This is a genomic window from Bacillus cereus group sp. MYBKT14-1 (genome assembly GCF_051915185.1).
Taxonomy (GTDB): Bacteria; Bacillota; Bacilli; order Bacillales; family Bacillaceae_G; genus Bacillus_A; species Bacillus_A cereus.
The window spans coordinates 176044-195054 of record NZ_JBQAEF010000003.1; the positions used below are offsets into that span (position 1 = coordinate 176044).

The window sequence follows — 19011 nt, forward strand, 5'->3', positions numbered from 1 at the left end:
TTGTATAATGAAAGCGTGAACAAGTCTAAAGATTTTATCATTTTTGGTTTTTAAATAGAAAATAATGTGCATAGTCCTATTAATAAATGTGATAACGTATCTAAATTGATAAAGTGAATTCGATGAATAGTTGATCTTTATCTATTCGTGCTACAGGAGAAATGAAGATAATGGTTTCCTATTTATTGAGTTTTGGGATGGAAAGAGTAATTGAGATTCTTAAGGGGAGCTTTCTATAAAAAGATAGAAAGTAAATACATTCACAAGAAGGGAGCTCAATATGGAAAAATTGCTAATTGAAGGCGGAAGAGCTTTAAATGGAACAATTCGAGTAAGTGGTGCAAAGAACAGTGCCGTTGCATTAATTCCAGCGACAATTTTAGCAGATACTCCAGTAACTATTGGTGGTGTCCCTAATATTTCGGACGTGAAAATGTTAGGAGACTTACTAGAGGAAATTGGAGGGAAAGTAACTTATGGACAGGAGGAAGAGATGGTAGTCGATCCTTCTAACATGGTTGCAATGCCTTTGCCAAATGGAAAAGTGAAAAAATTGCGCGCTTCTTATTATTTAATGGGTGCAATGCTTGGCCGTTTTAAAAAAGCTGTTATTGGGCTTCCGGGTGGATGTCATTTAGGACCGAGGCCGATTGATCAGCATATTAAAGGGTTTGAAGCGCTAGGTGCACATGTTACGAATGAACAAGGTGCCATCTATTTAAGAGCAGATGAGCTACGTGGGGCACGTATTTATTTAGATGTTGTTAGTGTAGGAGCTACGATTAATATTATGCTAGCAGCTGTACGAGCGAAAGGTAGAACTGTTATTGAAAATGCAGCGAAAGAGCCTGAGATCATTGATGTAGCTACATTGTTAACAAGCATGGGAGCACGTATTAAAGGTGCTGGTACTGACGTAATCCGAATAGATGGTGTTGACTCTTTACATGGTTGTCACCATACTATCATTCCAGATCGTATTGAAGCTGGTACGTATATGATTCTAGGAGCTGCATCAGGAGGAGAAGTAACGGTTGATAACGTTATTCCTCAGCATTTAGAATCAGTTACTGCAAAGCTAAGAGAAGCTGGTGTTCAAGTTGAAACGAACGATGATCAAATTACGGTGAACGGTAATAGAAAGTTAAAAGTAGTTGATATCAAAACGCTTGTATATCCAGGTTTTCCAACGGATTTACAACAGCCGTTTACGACGCTTTTAACAAAGGCGCACGGGACGGGAGTTGTAACAGATACAATTTACGGTGCCCGTTTCAAACACATTGATGAATTACGTCGTATGAATGCTCAAATTAAAGTAGAGGGTCGTTCGGCAATTGTAACTGGTCCTGTGTTACTGCAAGGTGCAAAAGTGAAGGCGAGTGATTTACGAGCAGGAGCGGCACTTGTTATTGCAGGGTTAATGGCAGATGGAATTACAGAAGTAACAGGACTTGAGCATATTGATCGAGGTTATGAGAATATAGTGGACAAGCTTAAAGGGCTTGGTGCAAACATTTGGCGAGAACAAATGACAAAGCAAGAAATTGAAGAAATGAAGAACGCATAAGTGATACTTCCGCAAGGGGGAAGTATCACTACTTGCGGAAGTACACTTTATAGAAAAACACGGTTCACAAAATACGGCAGAAATATAAAGGCTTAAAGGAGAGGGATTATCGTGGAAAGAAGTTTATCTATGGAGTTAGTACGTGTAACAGAGGCTGCAGCTTTATCATCAGCGCGTTGGATGGGGCGCGGGAAAAAGGATGAGGCAGACGGTGCAGCAACATCAGCTATGCGTGATGTATTTGATACAATTCCGATGAAAGGTACAGTTGTAATTGGTGAAGGTGAGATGGATGAAGCACCAATGCTATATATCGGAGAGAAATTAGGTACAGGATATGGACCACGTGTAGACGTTGCGGTTGATCCTTTAGAAGGGACAAACATCGTAGCAGCTGGTGGCTGGAATGCTCTTGCTGTTATTGCAATTGCAGACCACGGTAATTTGTTACATGCCCCTGACATGTACATGGATAAAATCGCGGTTGGCCCAGAAGCAGTTGGGGCGGTCGACATTGATGCGCCTATTATTGATAACTTACGTGCAGTTGCGAAAGCGAAAAATAAAGATATTGAAGATGTTGTAGCGACAGTTTTAAATCGTCCACGTCATCAAGAAATTATCGAAGAAATTCGTAAAGCTGGTGCGCGCATTAAATTGATTAATGATGGAGATGTAGCTGGAGCGATTAATACAGCGTTTGATCGTACAGGTGTAGATATTTTATTTGGATCTGGTGGAGCACCTGAAGGTGTATTAGCAGCAGTTGCTTTAAAATGTTTAGGTGGAGAAATTCACGGAAAACTATTGCCACAAAACGAAGCTGAATTAGCACGTTGTAAAAAAATGGGCATAGAAGACATTAATCGTATCCTTCGCATGGAGGACTTAGTAAAAGGTGACGATGCAATCTTTGCAGCAACAGGCGTAACAGATGGAGAACTATTACGCGGTGTTCAATTTAAAGGTAGCGTAGGAACAACGCAATCCCTTGTTATGCGCGCAAAATCAGGCACAGTTCGCTTCGTAGATGGTCGTCATAGCTTAAATAAAAAACCGAACTTGGTTATTAAGTAAAAGGTGGAAGCGGCTCGCTCAGAATCGCAGGACACTTTCAACTCTCGACCTTGAAGCGCTCTTTGCTTCGAGTGAGAGAGTAAAATGACCGGAGATTCTAGCCGCTGGAACTGGATTTAAGTAAAAAGCGGAGGTGGCTTGCTCAGAAGGGGAAGGCATTGGAACTCCTGACGAAGAGGCGTTTTGTGCCTCGCAGGAAGGGGTGAAATGACTGACCCTTCTAGCCACCGGAGCTGGATTAAATAAAAAGCGTAAGCAGCTCCTTCAGAAAGGGAGGGGGATGGAGCTTCTGACGTAGAGGTGCTTTTTGCCTCGCAGGAAGAAGTGAAGCCACCGACCATTCTAGCTGCTGAAGCTAGATTAAATAAAAAGCGTAAGCAGCTCCTTCAGAAAGGTTAAAATGGTCGATCTTTCTAACTATCGGAGCTGGAACTAAATTAAATAAGAAGCGAAGACAAATTTTCTTGTCTTCGCTTCTTGTATTTGTGTTCCAACGTATTGATTAAAACTAGATAAAAGGGTTACAATAGTGAATATTACCCTACTTGAACTTATTGCCTTTCATTATTAATTATTTGCCTTCCGTATTTTTTCCCTTTACCCATGAAAAAAGAGAATAACGTTAAAGTGTGGTGTCTGAATGAATTTGTCAATTGCAGCATTAGAAAACATGAAATTAAAAGAGTTATACGAGCTTGCGAAAGAATTTAAGATTTCGTATTATAGCAAGTTAACGAAAAAAGAGCTGATTTTTTCTATTTTGAAAGCTCGAGCAGAAAAAGAAGGTTTCTTTTTCATGGAAGGCGTATTAGAAATTATTCAATCAGAAGGATTTGGATTCCTACGTCCTATCAACTATTCTCCAAGCTCAGAAGATATTTATATCTCAGCTTCGCAAATTCGTCGTTTCGATTTACGTAATGGAGATAAGGTTTCTGGTAAAGTACGACCTCCGAAAGAAAATGAACGCTATTTTGGGTTATTACAAGTTGAAGCTGTAAACGGAGATGATCCAGATTCAGCAAAAGAGCGTGTGCATTTCCCTGCATTAACACCATTATACCCAGATCGCCAAATGAAATTGGAAACGGAACCGAAAAAGTTACCGACACGCATCATGGATTTAATCGCACCAGTTGGATTTGGACAACGTGGTTTAATTGTTGCGCCTCCAAAGGCTGGTAAAACAAGTCTATTAAAAGAAATCGCGCACAGTGTTACAACAAATCATCCGGAAGCAGAACTAATTGTACTTTTAATTGATGAGCGTCCAGAGGAAGTAACAGACATTGAACGTTCTGTTAAAGGAGATGTTGTAAGTTCTACTTTTGATGAAGTACCAGAAAATCATATTAAAGTAGCTGAGCTTGTGTTAGAACGTGCGATGCGTCTTGTAGAGCACAAGAAAGATGTTATCATTTTAATGGATAGTATTACCCGTTTAGCTCGAGCTTACAACCTCGTTATTCCACCAAGTGGTAGAACATTATCAGGTGGTATCGATCCAGCTGCCTTCCATAGACCGAAGCGTTTCTTTGGAGCTGCACGTAATATTGAAGAAGGCGGTAGCTTAACAATTTTAGCAACAGCCCTTGTTGATACAGGATCACGTATGGACGATGTTATTTACGAGGAATTTAAAGGAACTGGAAATATGGAACTTCACTTAGATCGTTCATTAGCTGAACGTCGTATCTTCCCAGCGATTGATATTCGTCGTTCTGGTACACGTAAAGAAGATCTATTAATTCCAAAAGAACATTTAGACAAGTTATGGGGCATTCGTAAGACAATGCGTGATACACCAGACTTTGTTGAAAGTTTCTTACGTAAGCTTCGTCAAACGAAGACAAATGAAGAGTTTTTACAAAACATTGTTGCAGACTCGAAAAGGTATGTAACAACTAAGTAAAGGGAAAAAATCAAGACTCGCTTATTTTATAGTAAGCGAGTTTTTTATGCTGTTTAGGTGATATTAAAGAGAGAAATAAGTGAAAGAACCTGAGTTAGTCAGAGCTGGATGAGCTCCCTCCAGCGGCTAAAATCTCCGGTTATTTCGCTCTCTCGCATGAAGCAAAAATCGCTTCAAGATCGAGAGTTCGAAGTGTCCTGGATTCTTAAGTAATATCCAGTTCTGGTGGCTAGCTCTTCGCATCTAAGAACCTTCCGCCCGAAAGGTAAAAAGCACCTTTAGGGCGAAAGAACCTTAGCTGGTCAGAGCTGAGCGAGCCACCGCCACTTTAAATTTCAAAAGACAAAAACAGGTAGTTGCAAAATGAAGTTAGCCTTGTTATAATTTCATCATATGTGTTTCATCAATATAGTTGTGTATGCAGCTGAAGATGAAAAACTCTGTTTCGAAAATGATTCAGGGCGGAAGGAGATGAAAAGAATGAAAGCAGGAATTCACCCAGATTACAAGAAAGTTGTATTCATGGACACAAACACAGGCTTCAAATTCTTAAGCGGATCTACTAAAGGATCTAACGAAACTGTTGAGTGGGAAGATGGTAACACTTATCCATTACTAAAAGTTGAGATCAGTTCTGATTCTCACCCATTCTACACTGGACGTCAGAAGTTTGCTACTGCAGACGGACGCGTTGACCGCTTCAATAAGAAATACGGTCTTAAGTAATAAAAACATAAAACAGGCAAGTGTATGTATTCGCTTGTCTGTTTTTTTTGCGAAAATATTATACCTTTACCCTACTTTTAACTGAAAAGTAGATGAAAGGAGAGCTTCATGTACTTAATAAATCAAAATGGCTGGATTGAAGTGATTTGCGGTAGTATGTTTTCTGGCAAGTCAGAAGAGCTAATCCGCCGTGTGCGCCGTACGCAATTTGCAAAACAACATGCAATTGTATTTAAACCATGTATTGATAATCGATATAGTGAAGAAGATGTTGTATCACATAACGGATTAAAGGTAAAAGCAGTTCCTGTTTCAGCTTCAAAGGATATATTTGAACATATTACAGAAGAGCTGGATGTTATTGCAATCGATGAGGTGCAATTTTTTGATGGGGACATTGTGGAAGTGGTGCAAGTATTGGCAAATCGTGGCTATCGTGTCATTGTAGCTGGTTTAGACCAAGATTTCCGTGGTCTACCATTTGGACAAGTTCCTCAGCTGATGGCGATTGCTGAACATGTGACAAAACTACAAGCAGTATGTTCTGTATGTGGATCTCCAGCAAGTCGTACACAACGATTAATTGATGGAGAACCAGCGGCATTTGATGATCCAATTATTTTAGTTGGAGCTTCAGAATCGTATGAACCACGTTGTCGTCATTGTCATGCAGTACCTGCAAACAAAGATAAGTAAAACTCGCTGCGCAAGGCGGGTTTTTTTCAAAATAGAGAGTGTGAGTGGTGTGATCCGCTGCTTTTAGATATTATCTAGCTCCGCCTCCTAGGTCCTTGCGTTTAAGAACCTCCCGCACGAGAAGACAAAAAACGTCTTCTGTGCGAGAGAACCTTAGCTGGTCAGAGCTGAAAGAGCCACTGCCACTTTTAAATATATTATCTAGCTCCAGCGGCTAGAATCGCAGGCCATTTCGCTCTCTCGCTCGAAGCAAAAAGCGCTTCAAGGTCGAGAGCTCCAATGGCCTGCGATTCTGAGCGAGCCGCTTGCGCTTTTAAATATAATTTGCGTTTTTTTGAGTAAGTACCATATACTATTTGTATTAGATACTAGGATGTAGAGGTGAATGATGTGTTAGATCGTTTGCAAGCTGTAGAAAATCGTTATGAGAAGTTAAATGAATTGTTAAGTGATCCAGCGATTATTAGTGATTCAAATAAGCTTCGTGAATATTCAAAGGAACAGTCTGATATACAGGAAACGGTAGAGGTGTATCGTGAGTATAAGGATGTTCGTGAGCAATTAAAAGATGCGAAAGCAATGTTAGAAGATAAGTTAGACGCAGAAATGCGTGAAATGGTAAAAGAAGAAGTTTCTGAGTTAGAATCACAAGATAAAACATTATCAGAGCGTCTGAAAATTTTACTTGTTCCAAAAGACCCTAATGATGATAAGAACGTTATCGTTGAGGTTCGTGGAGCTGCTGGTGGAGACGAGGCAGCTTTATTTGCTGGTGACTTATACCGTATGTATAGCCGTTACGCTGAGGTACAGGGCTGGAAAACGGAGATTATTGAGGCTAGCTATACAGAGTTAGGTGGGTATAAAGAGATTATCTTTATGATTAATGGTAAAGGTGCTTTCGCGAAGCTGAAATTCGAGAATGGTGCTCACCGTGTACAACGTGTTCCTGAAACGGAATCTGGTGGACGTATTCATACATCTACAGCAACTGTAGCTGTATTACCAGAGGCAGAAGAAGTAGAAATTGATATTCATGAGAAAGATGTTCGTGTTGATACATTCGCTTCTAGTGGACCTGGTGGACAGAGCGTTAATACAACGATGTCAGCGGTGCGTTTAACGCATTTACCGACTGGTGTAGTTGTATCTTGTCAGGATGAGAAATCACAGATCAAGAATAAAGAAAAAGCGATGAAAGTATTACGCGCACGTGTTTATGATAAGTTTAGACAAGAAGCGCAAGCTGAGTATGATCAAAACCGTAAACAAGCTGTTGGTACGGGAGATCGTTCAGAGCGTATTCGTACGTATAACTTCCCGCAAAACCGTGTTACAGACCATCGAATCGGTTTAACGATTCAAAAGCTAGATCAAATCTTACAAGGTAAGTTAGATGATTTCATCAATGCCTTAGTGATGGAAGATCAGGCTCAAAAGATGGAGGCAGCGGAGTAATGCGTGTCTATGAAGCCCTGAAATGGGCTTCTTCTTTTTTACAGGAAAATGGACGAGATGAAAATGCGGGAGAAATTGTCCTTTGTCATGTATTAAAGGTGAACAGAACAGGATTACTTATGAATATGCGTGAAGAAATAACTGAGGAACAAGAGAAAAGCTTTACGGAGTTTATCCATAAGCATGTAGAAGGTATTCCTATTCAATATATGATTGGTTATGAAATGTTTTATGGACGGTCTTTCTTTGTGAATGAAGAAGTATTAATACCAAGGCCGGAAACAGAAGAGCTTATAGTGGGAGTATTAGAAAGAATCGAGCGCCATTTTGGTGATGAGAAACTACATGTAGCAGATATAGGTACAGGTAGTGGAGCGATTTCTATTACGCTTGCTTTAGAAAATAAAAATCTTCATGTGTATACAGTAGATATTGCACAAGAGTCGATTGAAGTTGCAAAAGAAAATGCAAAAGCTTTAGGTGCAGAAGTAACGTTCTATCACGGTGATTTATTGTCACCATTTCATAAAACGGGTCAAAAGCTAGATGTTGTTGTTTCAAATCCTCCATATATACCGGAAGAGGATTGGCGTGGTCTTTCTCCTGTTGTGAAAGAGCATGAGCCGAAGAGAGCACTTGTTGGTGGTGAAGACGGATTAGATTTCTATCGCCGTTTTATGGAAGAATTGCCGAATGTGTTGCAGAAGAAAGCGATTGTGGCGTTTGAAATTGGAGTAGGACAAGGTGAGGATGTAAAAAGATTGTTACAACAAGCTTTTCCACATGCTCATGTTGAGGTTGTTTTCGATATTAACGGAAAAGATCGTATGGTATTTGCAGAGATGGAGTAAGGTTCACACCTTACTCTATTTTTTTGTGGAAAAATTCATATAGATTTTGAATTTAATAGTTTAGAAAGATGAAAGTCTGTCCACACTGTTTGTAGAAGGGACGGTGGAGGAAATGAAAAAACAAGTTATTGCTTATCTTCTTATACTATTAATTGGTGCACAGTTACTTGTGCAGTTTGGATATATGAAAGCTGATGCGAAAGGGCCTTCAGTTATTCCGAAAGAGGCCGTTCGATTACGAATTTTAGCAAATAGTGATTCAGATAAAGACCAGGCATTAAAGCGTAAAGTGCGTGATGAAGTAAAAGCACAAATTGATGGATGGGTAGCGGATTTAACTTCATTTGAAGAGGCGCGCAAAGTAATTCAAAGTCATATTCCAGAAATCGAGAAAACGGTGGAAAATACGTTAAAAAGAGAAGGAAGTAAAGAATCATTTCAAGTGAAATTTAGTAAGAATGTAAAGTTTCCTACAAAGGTATATGGGAATTTTATTTATCCGGCAGGGGAATATGAAGCAGTATTGATTACAATTGGAGAAGGTGAAGGGGCGAACTGGTGGTGTGTATTATTTCCACCAATGTGTTTCTTAGATTTTTCGAGTGGGACAGCTGTAAGAAAAGAAGAGCACGTTGTGAAGGCGGAATCTCCTGAAGAGGAGCAGGTGAAACAACTAGATAAGGAAGTAGTAAATACAGAAGAGAAGAAAGTGGATAAGGTAAAAGAAACGAAAGTTGTAAAACAGGAAGTAGTAAAAAAAGTAACATCTTCTGAAAAGAAAGTAGTAAAAAATGAAACAAAAGTCGAAGAGCAGCCTGTAAGTAAAGAAGAAACAAAAAATGTGGAAAAAGTAGAGAAACCTGTGGAGAAAAAACAAGAACAGCAAAATGAGTATGTAAAAGTAGAAGAGGAAGAAGAAAAGCCAGAAGTTAAATTGTTTATTGTAGAAGCTTTTACATCTTTATTCTCTAAATAGTACTATTAATAAATCCCTCCTCATATATAAAAATGAGGAGGGATTTATTATGAAGAAAGTGTATTTTGCTACGAAAGCAGATGTGGAAAGATTACATTCTTTTTTCGGACAAGCTAATAAAAAAGATGATAAAATAAATGAGTTGTACGCACAATTTATGATTTTGGAAGAGGCGGAAGAAATACGAGCTGTAATTGGTTATGAACAAAGTGGGGAAGATGTACTTATTCGTTCTTGTTTATTCACACCTCATGTGGATAAACAGACTTTCTTATATTTTTTTGAAATGTTTTTGCAGTATATGAAAGAAAAAAGTGTTCAACAATTGTACTTACTAACAAATCATCCACAATCTGTACCGATCTTTCAGTTCTTTGACTTTTTTACTATAGAAAAGGATGAGGTTCCAGAGGGAATTCAACAGCTAGAACATTTTTGTAAAAATATAAAAGAGCAGAATGCAATAATACTAAATTGTCAGCTATTCACAAAGTTATCCACGGATTAATTAGGTTTATCCACATTTTGTGGATAAACCTTGTTTGTCTTTTGGATAAATCTCATAGTAAACTAAAAATAGACAAGTATTTAAGGCTAGAAAAGGACGTGGAAAAAAATGCATACAAATATGTGGGTTGTGGATAATGTTGTGGAAAGAAAAAAATATTATCCACAGTTACAAGAAGCAGCAAAATTATTAAGAGAAAATGAGGCGGTTGCTTTCCCTACGGAAACAGTATATGGGTTAGGGGCAAACGCGATGGATGATGAAGCAATCGCGAAAATTTTCGAAGCGAAAGGAAGACCGAGTGATAATCCACTCATTGTCCACATAGGTACAAAATCTCAGTTAGATGGGATTGTGAAAGAAATTCCACCAGTTGCAGAGAAGTTAATGGCGCATTTTTGGCCAGGACCATTAACAATTATTTTGCCGAGAAAAGAAGGAATTTCAGAGAAGGTGACGGCAGGACTTAATACGGTTGGAGTAAGAATGCCTGATCATCCAATTGCACTTGCTCTTATTGAAGAGGCGAATGTACCTGTTGCGGCACCAAGTGCGAATCGTTCAGGGCGTCCAAGTCCAACATTAGCTTCTCACGTATATGAAGATTTGAATGGGAAGATTGCAGGTATTGTTGATGGTGGTGCAACTGGAGTAGGCGTTGAATCAACTGTAATTGATTGTACAAGCACGGTTCCAACAATATTACGTCCAGGTGGGATTACGAAAGAACAATTAGAAGCGGTGATAGGTACTGTTTCTTTAGATCCAGCTTTAAAGGATGAGAAGGAAAAACCGAAATCGCCTGGAATGAAATACACACATTATGCGCCGAAAGCACCACTTAGTATTGTCGAGGGCTCACGTGAGTTTATTCAGCATCTTGTGGATGAGAAAGAGAAAGAAGGATTTAAAGTAGGCGTATTAACGACAGAAGAGTATCAGCATGTATATAGTGCAGATGTTATATTATCTTGTGGTGTTAGAAGTGACTTAGCTAGCGTTGCGACTAAATTATATGATGTACTTAGAACATTTGATGCAAGTGAAGTGGATGTTATTTTTAGTGAGTCATTCCCTAATGAAGGAATAGGGAATGCAATTATGAATCGTTTAACAAAAGCGGCAGGACATCATATTATTATTGAATGATAAGGTAAGATTAGCAAACAGAATATTTCTCCTTGGATAAGCATATTGTGAAGTAGCACATCCAAGGAGGGGCATGAATGACGTTTGAACAGCTAATACCTTTAATAATTATGGCATTCGCCTTAGGGATGGATGCGTTCTCGGTGAGTCTTGGTATGGGGATGATGCCCCTAAAGTTAAGACAAATCCTGTATATTGGTATGACGATAGGGATATTTCATATTATTATGCCGTTTATAGGAATGGTACTAGGTCGTTTTTTATCAGAGAAATATGGAGATATCGCACATTTTGCGGGTGCTATTTTATTAATCGGACTAGGGTTTTATATCGTATATTCGACCATTTTACAAAATGAAGAGACTAGAACTGCCCCTATTGGAATTAGTTTATTCGTATTTGCATTTGGCGTCAGTATAGATAGTTTCTCAGTAGGGCTTAGTCTTGGTATTTATGGGGCACAGACAATTATTACGATTTTACTGTTTGGATTTGTTAGCATGTTATTAGCGTGGATTGGTTTATTAATTGGGAGACATGCGAAAGATATGCTCGGTACATACGGTGAGATAGTAGGTGGTATCATTTTGGTTGGGTTTGGATTATATATCCTTTTTCCTATATAATTTTATGTAGGAGGGAATTATGAACAAGCTATTGGAATGGTATGTTAAATTTTTAACCTTCTTTCCTCGATGGCTAAGAAGACTTATAATTTGGGGTATTATTTTGCAAATTTCGATGTTAGGTTGGATTAAGTTAATTCGTGAATGGTGAGATAGTTCCTTTCTGTGAATATTTTGTTTGTACTATATTTATTACGCTAAAAATTACAGATATAGAAAGGATGAGATGAATGACGAGATTGAAGCAAGTTTTTGGTATTATTATTAGTTTTTTTGTTTTTTGGTTTAGTATGCTCGGTGTACAAATGTTTGCTGAGTTTTTAGATATTGAGTCATTGAAATTTGTTGCGGGAAAGACTGAGGCGGCGCGTGCCTTTTACTCTCCGTACCCGTTTTTAATTGTTTTTCTTATTACATTGCTTTCCCTATACTTCTTCGTAATTAAGCTAGGGAAGCCGAAAAAAGAGAAAATGCCTACTTTAGAGGAAAAGAAGGAAGAATTACAATGATAAAATCCCCTGCTAAAAAGCAGGGGATTTTATATTTGAGTGATGGGAGGAATCTAGCTGCCTCCGCTTTTAGATGTTATCCAGCTCCAGCGGCTAGAATGGTCGGTGGCTTCGCGTCTTCCTGCGAGGCAAAAAGCGCCTCTACGTCAGAAGCTCCATCCCCCTCCCATTCTGAGTGAGCCGCTTCCGCTTTTAGATGTTATCCAGCTTCAGCGGCTAGAATGGTCGGTGGCTTCGCGTCTTCCTGTGAGGCAAAAAGCGCCTCTACGTCAGAAGCTCCATCCTCCTCCCATTCTGAACGAGCCGCTTCCGCTTTTAGATGTTATCCAGCTTCAGCGGCTAGAATCTCCGGTCATTTCGCTCTCTCGCATGAAGCAAAAAGCGCTTCAAGGTCGAGAGCTCCAATGCCCTCCCATTCTGAGCGAGCCGCTTTCGCTTTTAAACTGGCCTAACTAATTCAAATTGTTCTCCTAATTTTGCATAGTTGTGTCCTGCTAGGCGGCTTATTGGTTTGAGTCCTTCTGCGTGAATGCGCCCTTTTTCATATAGATGTTCGGCAACGTGGAAACGAACGACTCGTCCAATTAGTAGATCACAAGCTGGTGAGTCTTCCGTTCCGCCAAGTGGAATTGCACGTTCTAATACGCATTCCATTCGAATATTTGCTTCTTTTACACCTGGAACAGAGATGACTTCACTTTCGATTGGTGTTAGTTTTGCTAGTTCAATTTCACTTTCATTTGGCGGGAGGTTAGCTGCTGTTTCGTTAATTGCTGCTACATATGATTCGTCAGAAATATGTACGACAAATTCTCCTTTTTCAATTGCGTTTCGGGAAGTGTCCTTTCTTTCTCCTGCTTTTCGTTGTACAGATACTGAGATAAGTGGTGGATTAGCAGCGACAATATTGAAATAACTATATGGTGCTCCGTTTAGTACACCTTCTTTTGTTACAGAAGTAACGAATGCGACAGGACGAGGGATGATACTTCCGGTAAGTAATTTGTAATTATCTTTTTCAGTTTGTTCATTTGGATTAATGGATAACATGCTTGTAATCCCCTTTCTAAATATGAATACTTATTGTTTGTTTACAAGATAACGATGAGAAAATCCTGCTGGAAATAATATTTTGTTTCATAAAAAGAACTTACTTCAATTGTAATGAAGTAAGTTCTTTTTCAAGAATCTCAAATTTGAGATAAAAATTAAAGTAAAACGTATGCGCCAGGTCCGATTAAAGCTACACCAACAGCGACAGCGATTAACATTAAGTTATATTCATATCCGTTTTGTGTTACCCAGTAACCATTTTTTCCGTGAACAGTGAAGATAGCCATTAACATTGTTCCAACGATAAATAATGAACCAACTACAATGAAAATACCTGATGCGAATAAGAAACCACCTAGTAATTCAGTTGCGCCAGCCATAAATGCCATAAATACACCAGGACGTAAACCGATTGACTCCATCCAGCCACCTGTTCCTTTTAAACCGTAACCGCCGAACCAACCAAATAATTTTTGAGCGCCATGACCCATGAATGTAATTCCTATAATAAGACGAATAATAAGTAGACCGAAATCCATCATTTTTAAAACCTCCTAAAAGTTATTAACTTACCTTACGTAAGTAATAATAAAATAGTTACTTACTATAGTCAAGTGGATTTTGAAAAAAGTTTGAATTAAATTTTACAAATTAACAACAAAAAATAAAATGTAGTAAAGACCTCTAGACAAGTTGGACAAAAAAAGAGAAAATATAAATAGAAGTTAACTTCTTATTGTTATTCAGACAATCAGAATTGACTGGAATTTTGTGAAGCGCTACAATAAGAGTCTATTAGTAATGACATAATTTATTTCGAAAGCGTTTTTACAGTATAATATTCGAAGTATGAAGTCTTACATGTATCCCGAGTTTTACTAGGGATTGCCCTATAAACTTTTAGGTAAATTATAAGGAGGACTATCCTATGTTTAAAAAATTATTCGGTCTTGGTTCAAAAACAAATGAAGAAACAATCGTAGCTCCATTAACTGGAGCAGTGAAAAATATTGAAGAAGTACCAGATCCAGTATTTGCTGGTCGTATGATGGGTGACGGTGTTGCAATTGATCCTACTGAAGGTGTAGTTGTATCTCCAGTTGATGGTGAAATCGTACAATTATTCCACACAAAACATGCTATCGGAATTAAAGCGAAAAACGGTACAGAAATTTTAATCCACGTTGGATTAGAAACTGTAAAAATGGAAGGTGAAGGTTTCGAAGCTCACGTTTCTGAAGGCCAAGCTGTAAAAGCTGGAGATAAATTAATCTCATTCGACTTAGAATTAATCCGTGAAAAAGCGAAAAGCACAATTACTCCAATTGTTATTACAAACACAGATGCAGCTGAGTCTATTAAGACAACTGTAGGCGTAGCAGCTACAAAAGGTTCAACAGAAGTAATGAAAGTTACAATGAAATAATTGCAATATAAGAGGAATCCGTTTCGTATGAAATGGATTCCTTATTTTTGTTGCGTGTTCAGTATGTATGTTAAAATACTCTAGGCACTTGGAAATAGGGTTTCACATATATGTGGATAAGGCGCATTTTTCTTAGAAAAAATATAAGAGAAATGCGCCTTTTGTATATTCACATTTCTTTTGTTCTATTCTAATGTAAGTTATGATGAATGATAAGAAATCGAATATAGGGGTGGGTTTGAATGAAACGAGTGTTATTTGTTTGTACTGGCAATACATGTCGTAGTCCAATGGCTGAGGCGTTGCTTCGTCATCACGGAGGAGATAAGTTTGAAGTGCAATCTGCTGGTGTTTTCGCCTATCCTGGGAGCGATGCATCGGTACATGCGAAGGAAGCTTTAGCTGAAAAAGGAATTTCAATTGATCATGCGGCGCAGCAAGTAAATGAAACTTTGCTTGATTGGGCTGATATTGTCGTAACGATGACAGAAAACCATAAGCAAATTGTACTTGGGCATTATCCGAGCGTTGAAAAGAAATTAAATACGTTATATGGATTAACTGAAGGTATAGGCAAGGACATTTCAGATCCATTTGGAGGCTCGCTTTCTATTTATAAAGAAACGTTAGATGAGATGGAAAAACTTGTACAAACTTTACTGAAAAAACATTCAGTAGGTTGATGTTTCGTGTATAATACGATATTGGAGATCACTTCTTCCTATATGAGGTAGCGAGTGTGAAATGAAGATAATTGATTGAAACTTTGGAGGGGTAAAAATGAAAGTAGTAATAGCATCTGATCACGGTGGTATGAATATCCGCAAAGAACTTGTAAGTTTATTAGAAGAGTTAAATATTGAATATATTGATTTAGGTTGTGAATGTGAAGCTGGTTCTGTTGATTACCCTGACTTTGCGTTTCCAGCAGCTGAAATGGTAGCGAATGGTGAAGTAGATCGTGGTATTTTAGTTTGTGGGACAGGCATTGGTATGTCAATCGCAGCAAACAAAGTAAATGGTATCCGTTGTGCGTTAGTTCATGATACTTTCAGCGCGAAAGCGACGAGAGAGCATAATGACACTAACATGCTAGCAATGGGCGAGCGTGTAATTGGTGCTGGTCTAGCGCGTGATATCGCGAAAATCTGGTTAACAACTGATTATGAAGGTGGTCGTCACGAAAACCGCGTAGGAAAAATTAAAACATACGAAACAAAGTAATAGATTCTAACTATCAGTAGTGTGAAATATAATTTGGTGAACCAACCTGTGAAAGGAAGAGGCGTAATGACAGAAATCGTAAAGGTAAGAGAACAGCTGCAAATGTCGCTTTCTGATTTCCAAGAACAAGCTTCATTACAAAGCGGTCAAGTTTTTGTAGTGGGTTGTAGCACGAGCGAAGTGCTAGGCGAAAGAATTGGAACATCAGGAACGATGGAAGTAGCAGAGGCGATTTTCTCTGAGTTAAAACAATTTCAAGAGCAAACAGGTATTGAATTAGCGTTTCAATGTTGTGAGCATTTAAACCGTGCTTTAGTAGTTGAGAGAGAAGTAGCGATAAAATATCAATTTGAAATTGTAACAGTTACGCCTGTTAGATCAGCAGGTGGTGCATTGGGGACATACGCGTATCACAATTTGAAAGATCCGGTAGTAGTTGAGTTTATTAAAGCTGATGCAGGAATGGATATTGGTGATACATTTATCGGTATGCATTTAAAGCATGTAGCTGTTCCGGTTCGTACAAGTGTGAAGGAAATTGGAAGTGCGCATGTAACGATGGCCAAAACACGTGGAAAACTAATTGGTGGAGCACGTGCTGTCTATGCGGCAGTGGAAGAGACTACCACTTGCCGTTAAATATGAGAAATTAGGAAGTCATATAGTACCTGTTTATCATAAGATAAAAGGTATGTTGTCTGACTTTATAATAGAAGAAAGAAAAGACCGATTTTCGGTCTTTTTTTTCTTTTATGATATAGAAAGTCATGTTAGAATGTAGTTGAAAACATGAAGGTTCGAAAGAATTACAACCTGAATTTTCGTTTTTTCTGAATAAATAAGAAAAAACTGTTGGGAATCGATGTAATTCGTTCAGAAAAGGGGGATTTTGGTGGATCATTTAAAACGTCAAGATGAAAAGGTATTTGCTGCAATTGAGGCAGAACTAGGAAGACAGCGTTCAAAGATTGAGTTAATTGCTTCGGAAAACTTCGTAAGTGAAGCAGTAATGGAGGCACAAGGTTCTGTTTTAACGAATAAGTATGCTGAAGGATATCCTGGAAAACGTTACTATGGTGGCTGTGAACACGTAGACGTAGTAGAAGATATCGCACGTGATCGCGTGAAAGAAATTTTCGGCGCAGAGCACGTAAATGTTCAACCACACTCTGGTGCACAAGCGAACATGGCAGTATACTTCACGATTTTAGAGCAAGGCGATACAGTACTTGGTATGAACTTATCTCATGGTGGTCACTTAACACACGGAAGCCCTGTTAACTTCAGTGGAGTACAATATAATTTCGTAGAATATGGCGTGGATGCTGACTCTCACCGTATTAATTACGATGATGTATTAGCAAAAGCGAAAGAACATAAACCAAAATTAATCGTTGCAGGTGCAAGTGCATACCCTCGTGTTATCGATTTCAAGCGATTCCGTGAGATTGCAGATGAAGTGGGCGCTTATTTAATGGTTGATATGGCACATATCGCAGGTTTAGTAGCTGCTGGTTTACATCCAAATCCAGTACCACATGCACATTTCGTTACAACGACAACACATAAAACGTTACGTGGTCCGCGTGGTGGTATGATTTTATGTGAAGAGCAATTTGCAAAACAAATTGATAAATCAATCTTCCCTGGTATTCAAGGTGGTCCACTTATGCACGTAATCGCTGCAAAAGCTGTTGCATTTGGTGAAGCACTTCAAGATGATTTCAAAACATATGCACAAAATATCATTAACAATGCGAACCGCTTAGCTGAAGGTCTTCAAAAAGAAGGACTTACACTTGTTTCTGGCGGAACAGACAATCACTTAATCTTGATCGATGTTCGTAACTTAGAAATCACAGGTAAAGTAGCAGAGCACGTATTAGATGAAGTTGGTATTACAGTGAACAAAAATACAATTCCATTTGAAACAGCAAGCCCATTTGTAACAAGTGGTGTACGTATCGGTACAGCAGCTGTAACATCTCGTGGTTTTGGTTTAGAAGAAATGGATGAAATTGCGTCACTTATTGCTTATACATTAAAAAATCATGAAAATGAAGCTGCATTAGAAGAAGCACGTAAGCGTGTAGAAGCGTTAACTAGCAAATTCCCAATGTATCCAAATCTATAATAGATTGAAGAAGACTGCCGAGACTTAATTGTTTTGGCGGTCTTTTTTTTGGACATATATTATTTTTAAAGTATGTATACAAATGATGAATAAATTTTGGCGATATAATGAAGGATACAGCTCCCATAATTGGTAAAGATACTAGATAGATTCATTGTAAAATCATGATTTTGCCAAATTTGCCCTTGAATATTAGTAGCGTTTTCTTTACAATCGTAAATAGTGTAAAAAAGCGTGCAAACGCATGAATATCATCTAAAGGAGAGATTCACATGGGAAAACTGTATGTATTTGATCACCCGTTAATTCAACATAAGATTACATATATTCGCGATAAGAATACAGGTACGAAAGATTTTCGTGAATTAGTGGACGAAGTAGCAAGCTTAATGGCTTTCGAAATTACTCGCGACCTTCCACTTAAGGACATTGAAATTGAAACACCTGTAAGCAAAGCGACAACAAAAGTGATCGCTGGTAAAAAACTTGGTTTAATTCCGATTTTACGTGCAGGTTTAGGAATGGTTGATGGAATTCTGAAATTAATTCCAGCAGCAAAAGTAGGACACGTTGGTTTATACCGTGACCCTAAAACATTGCAACCGGTAGAATACTATGTGAAACTTCCAACGGATGTAGAAGAGCGTGACTTTATCGTACTAGATCCGATGCTAGCAACAGGTGGTTCTGCGGCTGAAGCAATTAACTCTCTGAAAAAGCGCGGTGCGAAACAAATTAAATTAATGTGTATCGTTGCAGCTCCAGAAGGGGTAAAAGTAGTACAAGAAGAACATCCTGATGTTGATATTTATGTAGCAGCATTAGATGAGAAATTAAATGACCACGGATATGTAGTACCAGGTCTTGGTGATGCTGGTGACCGTTTATTCGGAACGAAGTAAGACAACTGACGAGCAGGGGAGATTCCCCAGCTCGTCTTTTTTGCTGTAAGCAAGTAGGGGAGGGGGAGAGGATAAATATACATCGTATATACAACATAAGTTGCATACACCTCACATATAATATAGAAGTCTTACGTCTGAGGAACACTATATTATGGAAGAAAAGCGTTATATCTCGAAAATATAATAGTGACAAACTTGTGAACATTTCCTT

21 protein-coding genes are annotated in these 19011 nt (G+C 38.5%); 19 read left to right on the plus strand and 2 right to left on the minus strand.

What is annotated here, in order from left to right; all coding sequences use genetic code 11:
- Positions 1–280 precede the first annotated feature (280 nt).
- The 13 genes from murA (at position 281) to ACTFO4_RS10880 (ending at position 12058) form a co-directional block, all read left to right on the plus strand.
- Positions 281–1570: a UDP-N-acetylglucosamine 1-carboxyvinyltransferase gene (gene murA, locus ACTFO4_RS10820; RefSeq protein ID WP_000413254.1), complete on the plus strand. Its 1290-nt coding sequence runs from the start codon at positions 281–283 to the stop codon at positions 1568–1570.
- Positions 1571–1681: 111 nt separating this feature from the next.
- Entirely contained in the window at positions 1682–2647 is a 966-nt protein-coding gene (glpX, locus tag ACTFO4_RS10825; protein ID WP_000442340.1) for a class II fructose-bisphosphatase, read from the plus strand.
- 640 nt (positions 2648–3287) lie between these two features.
- A complete protein-coding gene (rho, locus tag ACTFO4_RS10830; RefSeq protein WP_001053903.1) occupies positions 3288–4559 on the plus strand; it encodes a transcription termination factor Rho in 1272 nt (423 codons plus the stop codon).
- Between the two features lie 480 nt (positions 4560–5039).
- The gene (locus ACTFO4_RS10835; protein ID WP_000643433.1) at positions 5040–5285 is read left to right on the plus strand and encodes a type B 50S ribosomal protein L31; all 246 of its coding nucleotides are present in this window, start codon (positions 5040–5042) and stop codon (positions 5283–5285) included.
- 108 nt (positions 5286–5393) lie between these two features.
- Complete coding sequence (locus ACTFO4_RS10840) at positions 5394–5981, plus strand: thymidine kinase (RefSeq protein WP_000280859.1); 588 nt, start codon at positions 5394–5396, stop codon at positions 5979–5981.
- A gap of 390 nt (positions 5982–6371) precedes the next feature.
- A complete protein-coding gene (gene prfA, locus ACTFO4_RS10845; RefSeq protein WP_000887064.1) occupies positions 6372–7439 on the plus strand; it encodes a peptide chain release factor 1 in 1068 nt (355 codons plus the stop codon).
- Positions 7439–8290: a peptide chain release factor N(5)-glutamine methyltransferase gene (gene prmC, locus ACTFO4_RS10850; RefSeq protein ID WP_001267065.1), complete on the plus strand. Its 852-nt coding sequence runs from the start codon at positions 7439–7441 to the stop codon at positions 8288–8290. Before prfA ends, prmC begins: the two co-directional genes overlap by 1 nt.
- 112 nt (positions 8291–8402) lie before the next feature.
- The gene (spoIIR, locus tag ACTFO4_RS10855) at positions 8403–9266 is read left to right on the plus strand and encodes a stage II sporulation protein R (RefSeq protein ID WP_025688628.1); all 864 of its coding nucleotides are present in this window, start codon (positions 8403–8405) and stop codon (positions 9264–9266) included.
- 49 nt (positions 9267–9315) lie between these two features.
- A complete protein-coding gene (locus ACTFO4_RS10860) occupies positions 9316–9774 on the plus strand; it encodes a mechanosensitive ion channel protein (RefSeq protein WP_000758437.1) in 459 nt (152 codons plus the stop codon).
- A gap of 108 nt (positions 9775–9882) precedes the next feature.
- Positions 9883–10923 (plus strand): L-threonylcarbamoyladenylate synthase, encoded by a 1041-nt coding sequence (locus ACTFO4_RS10865; RefSeq protein WP_440013658.1) that lies wholly within the window; start codon positions 9883–9885, stop codon positions 10921–10923.
- A gap of 77 nt (positions 10924–11000) precedes the next feature.
- The gene (locus ACTFO4_RS10870; protein ID WP_000142475.1) at positions 11001–11549 is read left to right on the plus strand and encodes a manganese efflux pump MntP; all 549 of its coding nucleotides are present in this window, start codon (positions 11001–11003) and stop codon (positions 11547–11549) included.
- Positions 11550–11568: 19 nt separating this feature from the next.
- Positions 11569–11700: a hypothetical protein gene (locus ACTFO4_RS10875; RefSeq protein ID WP_001037634.1), complete on the plus strand. Its 132-nt coding sequence runs from the start codon at positions 11569–11571 to the stop codon at positions 11698–11700.
- A 79-nt stretch (positions 11701–11779) separates the two neighbouring features.
- Complete coding sequence (locus tag ACTFO4_RS10880) at positions 11780–12058, plus strand: DUF3935 domain-containing protein (RefSeq protein WP_000197472.1); 279 nt, start codon at positions 11780–11782, stop codon at positions 12056–12058.
- A gap of 438 nt (positions 12059–12496) precedes the next feature.
- On the opposite strand, the gene ACTFO4_RS10885 is transcribed toward ACTFO4_RS10880, so the two are convergent.
- Together ACTFO4_RS10885 and ACTFO4_RS10890 are read right to left on the minus strand one after the other, a co-directional pair.
- Positions 12497–13108 carry a flavin reductase family protein gene (locus ACTFO4_RS10885; protein WP_000949055.1) on the minus strand — a complete coding sequence of 204 codons (612 nt, stop codon included), beginning with the start codon at positions 13106–13108 and terminating at the stop codon, positions 12497–12499.
- Between the two features lie 158 nt (positions 13109–13266).
- Complete coding sequence (locus tag ACTFO4_RS10890; RefSeq protein ID WP_000968616.1) at positions 13267–13653, minus strand: DoxX family protein; 387 nt, start codon at positions 13651–13653, stop codon at positions 13267–13269.
- Positions 13654–14039: 386 nt separating this feature from the next.
- On the opposite strand from ACTFO4_RS10890, the gene ACTFO4_RS10895 reads away from it, so the two are divergent.
- From ACTFO4_RS10895 to upp, 6 genes are all read left to right on the plus strand, one after another.
- The gene (locus ACTFO4_RS10895; RefSeq protein WP_000473665.1) at positions 14040–14537 is read left to right on the plus strand and encodes a PTS sugar transporter subunit IIA; all 498 of its coding nucleotides are present in this window, start codon (positions 14040–14042) and stop codon (positions 14535–14537) included.
- Positions 14538–14779: 242 nt separating this feature from the next.
- The gene (locus tag ACTFO4_RS10900) at positions 14780–15220 is read left to right on the plus strand and encodes a low molecular weight protein arginine phosphatase (RefSeq protein WP_000832373.1); all 441 of its coding nucleotides are present in this window, start codon (positions 14780–14782) and stop codon (positions 15218–15220) included.
- 97 nt (positions 15221–15317) lie between these two features.
- Entirely contained in the window at positions 15318–15761 is a 444-nt protein-coding gene (rpiB, locus tag ACTFO4_RS10905; protein ID WP_000869542.1) for a ribose 5-phosphate isomerase B, read from the plus strand.
- Positions 15762–15827: 66 nt separating this feature from the next.
- Positions 15828–16400: a TIGR01440 family protein gene (locus ACTFO4_RS10910; RefSeq protein ID WP_000136386.1), complete on the plus strand. Its 573-nt coding sequence runs from the start codon at positions 15828–15830 to the stop codon at positions 16398–16400.
- A gap of 253 nt (positions 16401–16653) precedes the next feature.
- On the plus strand, positions 16654–17895 hold the full coding sequence (gene glyA / locus ACTFO4_RS10915; protein WP_000349805.1) for a serine hydroxymethyltransferase: 1242 nt from the start codon (positions 16654–16656) through the stop codon (positions 17893–17895).
- A gap of 272 nt (positions 17896–18167) precedes the next feature.
- Positions 18168–18797 (plus strand): uracil phosphoribosyltransferase, encoded by a 630-nt coding sequence (upp, locus tag ACTFO4_RS10920; protein WP_000517539.1) that lies wholly within the window; start codon positions 18168–18170, stop codon positions 18795–18797.
- Positions 18798–19011: the final 214 nt, after the last annotated feature.

Bases quoted from the DNA above. Each gene is read 5' to 3' on its own strand.
- murA (WP_000413254.1), top strand. From the start codon at position 281: ATGGAAAAATTGCTAATTGAAGGCGGAAGAGCTTTAAATGGAACAATT.
- rho (WP_001053903.1), top strand. From the start codon at position 3,288: ATGAATTTGTCAATTGCAGCATTAGAAAACATGAAATTAAAAGAGTTA.
- ACTFO4_RS10835 (WP_000643433.1), top strand. From the start codon at position 5,040: ATGAAAGCAGGAATTCACCCAGATTACAAGAAAGTTGTATTCATGGAC.
- ACTFO4_RS10840 (WP_000280859.1), top strand. From the start codon at position 5,394: ATGTACTTAATAAATCAAAATGGCTGGATTGAAGTGATTTGCGGTAGT.
- prmC (WP_001267065.1), top strand. From the start codon at position 7,439: ATGCGTGTCTATGAAGCCCTGAAATGGGCTTCTTCTTTTTTACAGGAA.
- spoIIR (WP_025688628.1), top strand. From the start codon at position 8,403: ATGAAAAAACAAGTTATTGCTTATCTTCTTATACTATTAATTGGTGCA.
- ACTFO4_RS10860 (WP_000758437.1), top strand. From the start codon at position 9,316: ATGAAGAAAGTGTATTTTGCTACGAAAGCAGATGTGGAAAGATTACAT.
- ACTFO4_RS10865 (WP_440013658.1), top strand. From the start codon at position 9,883: ATGCATACAAATATGTGGGTTGTGGATAATGTTGTGGAAAGAAAAAAA.
- ACTFO4_RS10870 (WP_000142475.1), top strand. From the start codon at position 11,001: ATGACGTTTGAACAGCTAATACCTTTAATAATTATGGCATTCGCCTTA.
- ACTFO4_RS10875 (WP_001037634.1), top strand. From the start codon at position 11,569: ATGAACAAGCTATTGGAATGGTATGTTAAATTTTTAACCTTCTTTCCT.
- ACTFO4_RS10880 (WP_000197472.1), top strand. From the start codon at position 11,780: ATGACGAGATTGAAGCAAGTTTTTGGTATTATTATTAGTTTTTTTGTT.
- ACTFO4_RS10885 (WP_000949055.1), bottom strand. From the start codon at position 13,108: ATGTTATCCATTAATCCAAATGAACAAACTGAAAAAGATAATTACAAA.
- ACTFO4_RS10890 (WP_000968616.1), bottom strand. From the start codon at position 13,653: ATGATGGATTTCGGTCTACTTATTATTCGTCTTATTATAGGAATTACA.
- ACTFO4_RS10895 (WP_000473665.1), top strand. From the start codon at position 14,040: ATGTTTAAAAAATTATTCGGTCTTGGTTCAAAAACAAATGAAGAAACA.
- ACTFO4_RS10900 (WP_000832373.1), top strand. From the start codon at position 14,780: ATGAAACGAGTGTTATTTGTTTGTACTGGCAATACATGTCGTAGTCCA.
- rpiB (WP_000869542.1), top strand. From the start codon at position 15,318: ATGAAAGTAGTAATAGCATCTGATCACGGTGGTATGAATATCCGCAAA.
- ACTFO4_RS10910 (WP_000136386.1), top strand. From the start codon at position 15,828: ATGACAGAAATCGTAAAGGTAAGAGAACAGCTGCAAATGTCGCTTTCT.
- upp (WP_000517539.1), top strand. From the start codon at position 18,168: ATGGGAAAACTGTATGTATTTGATCACCCGTTAATTCAACATAAGATT.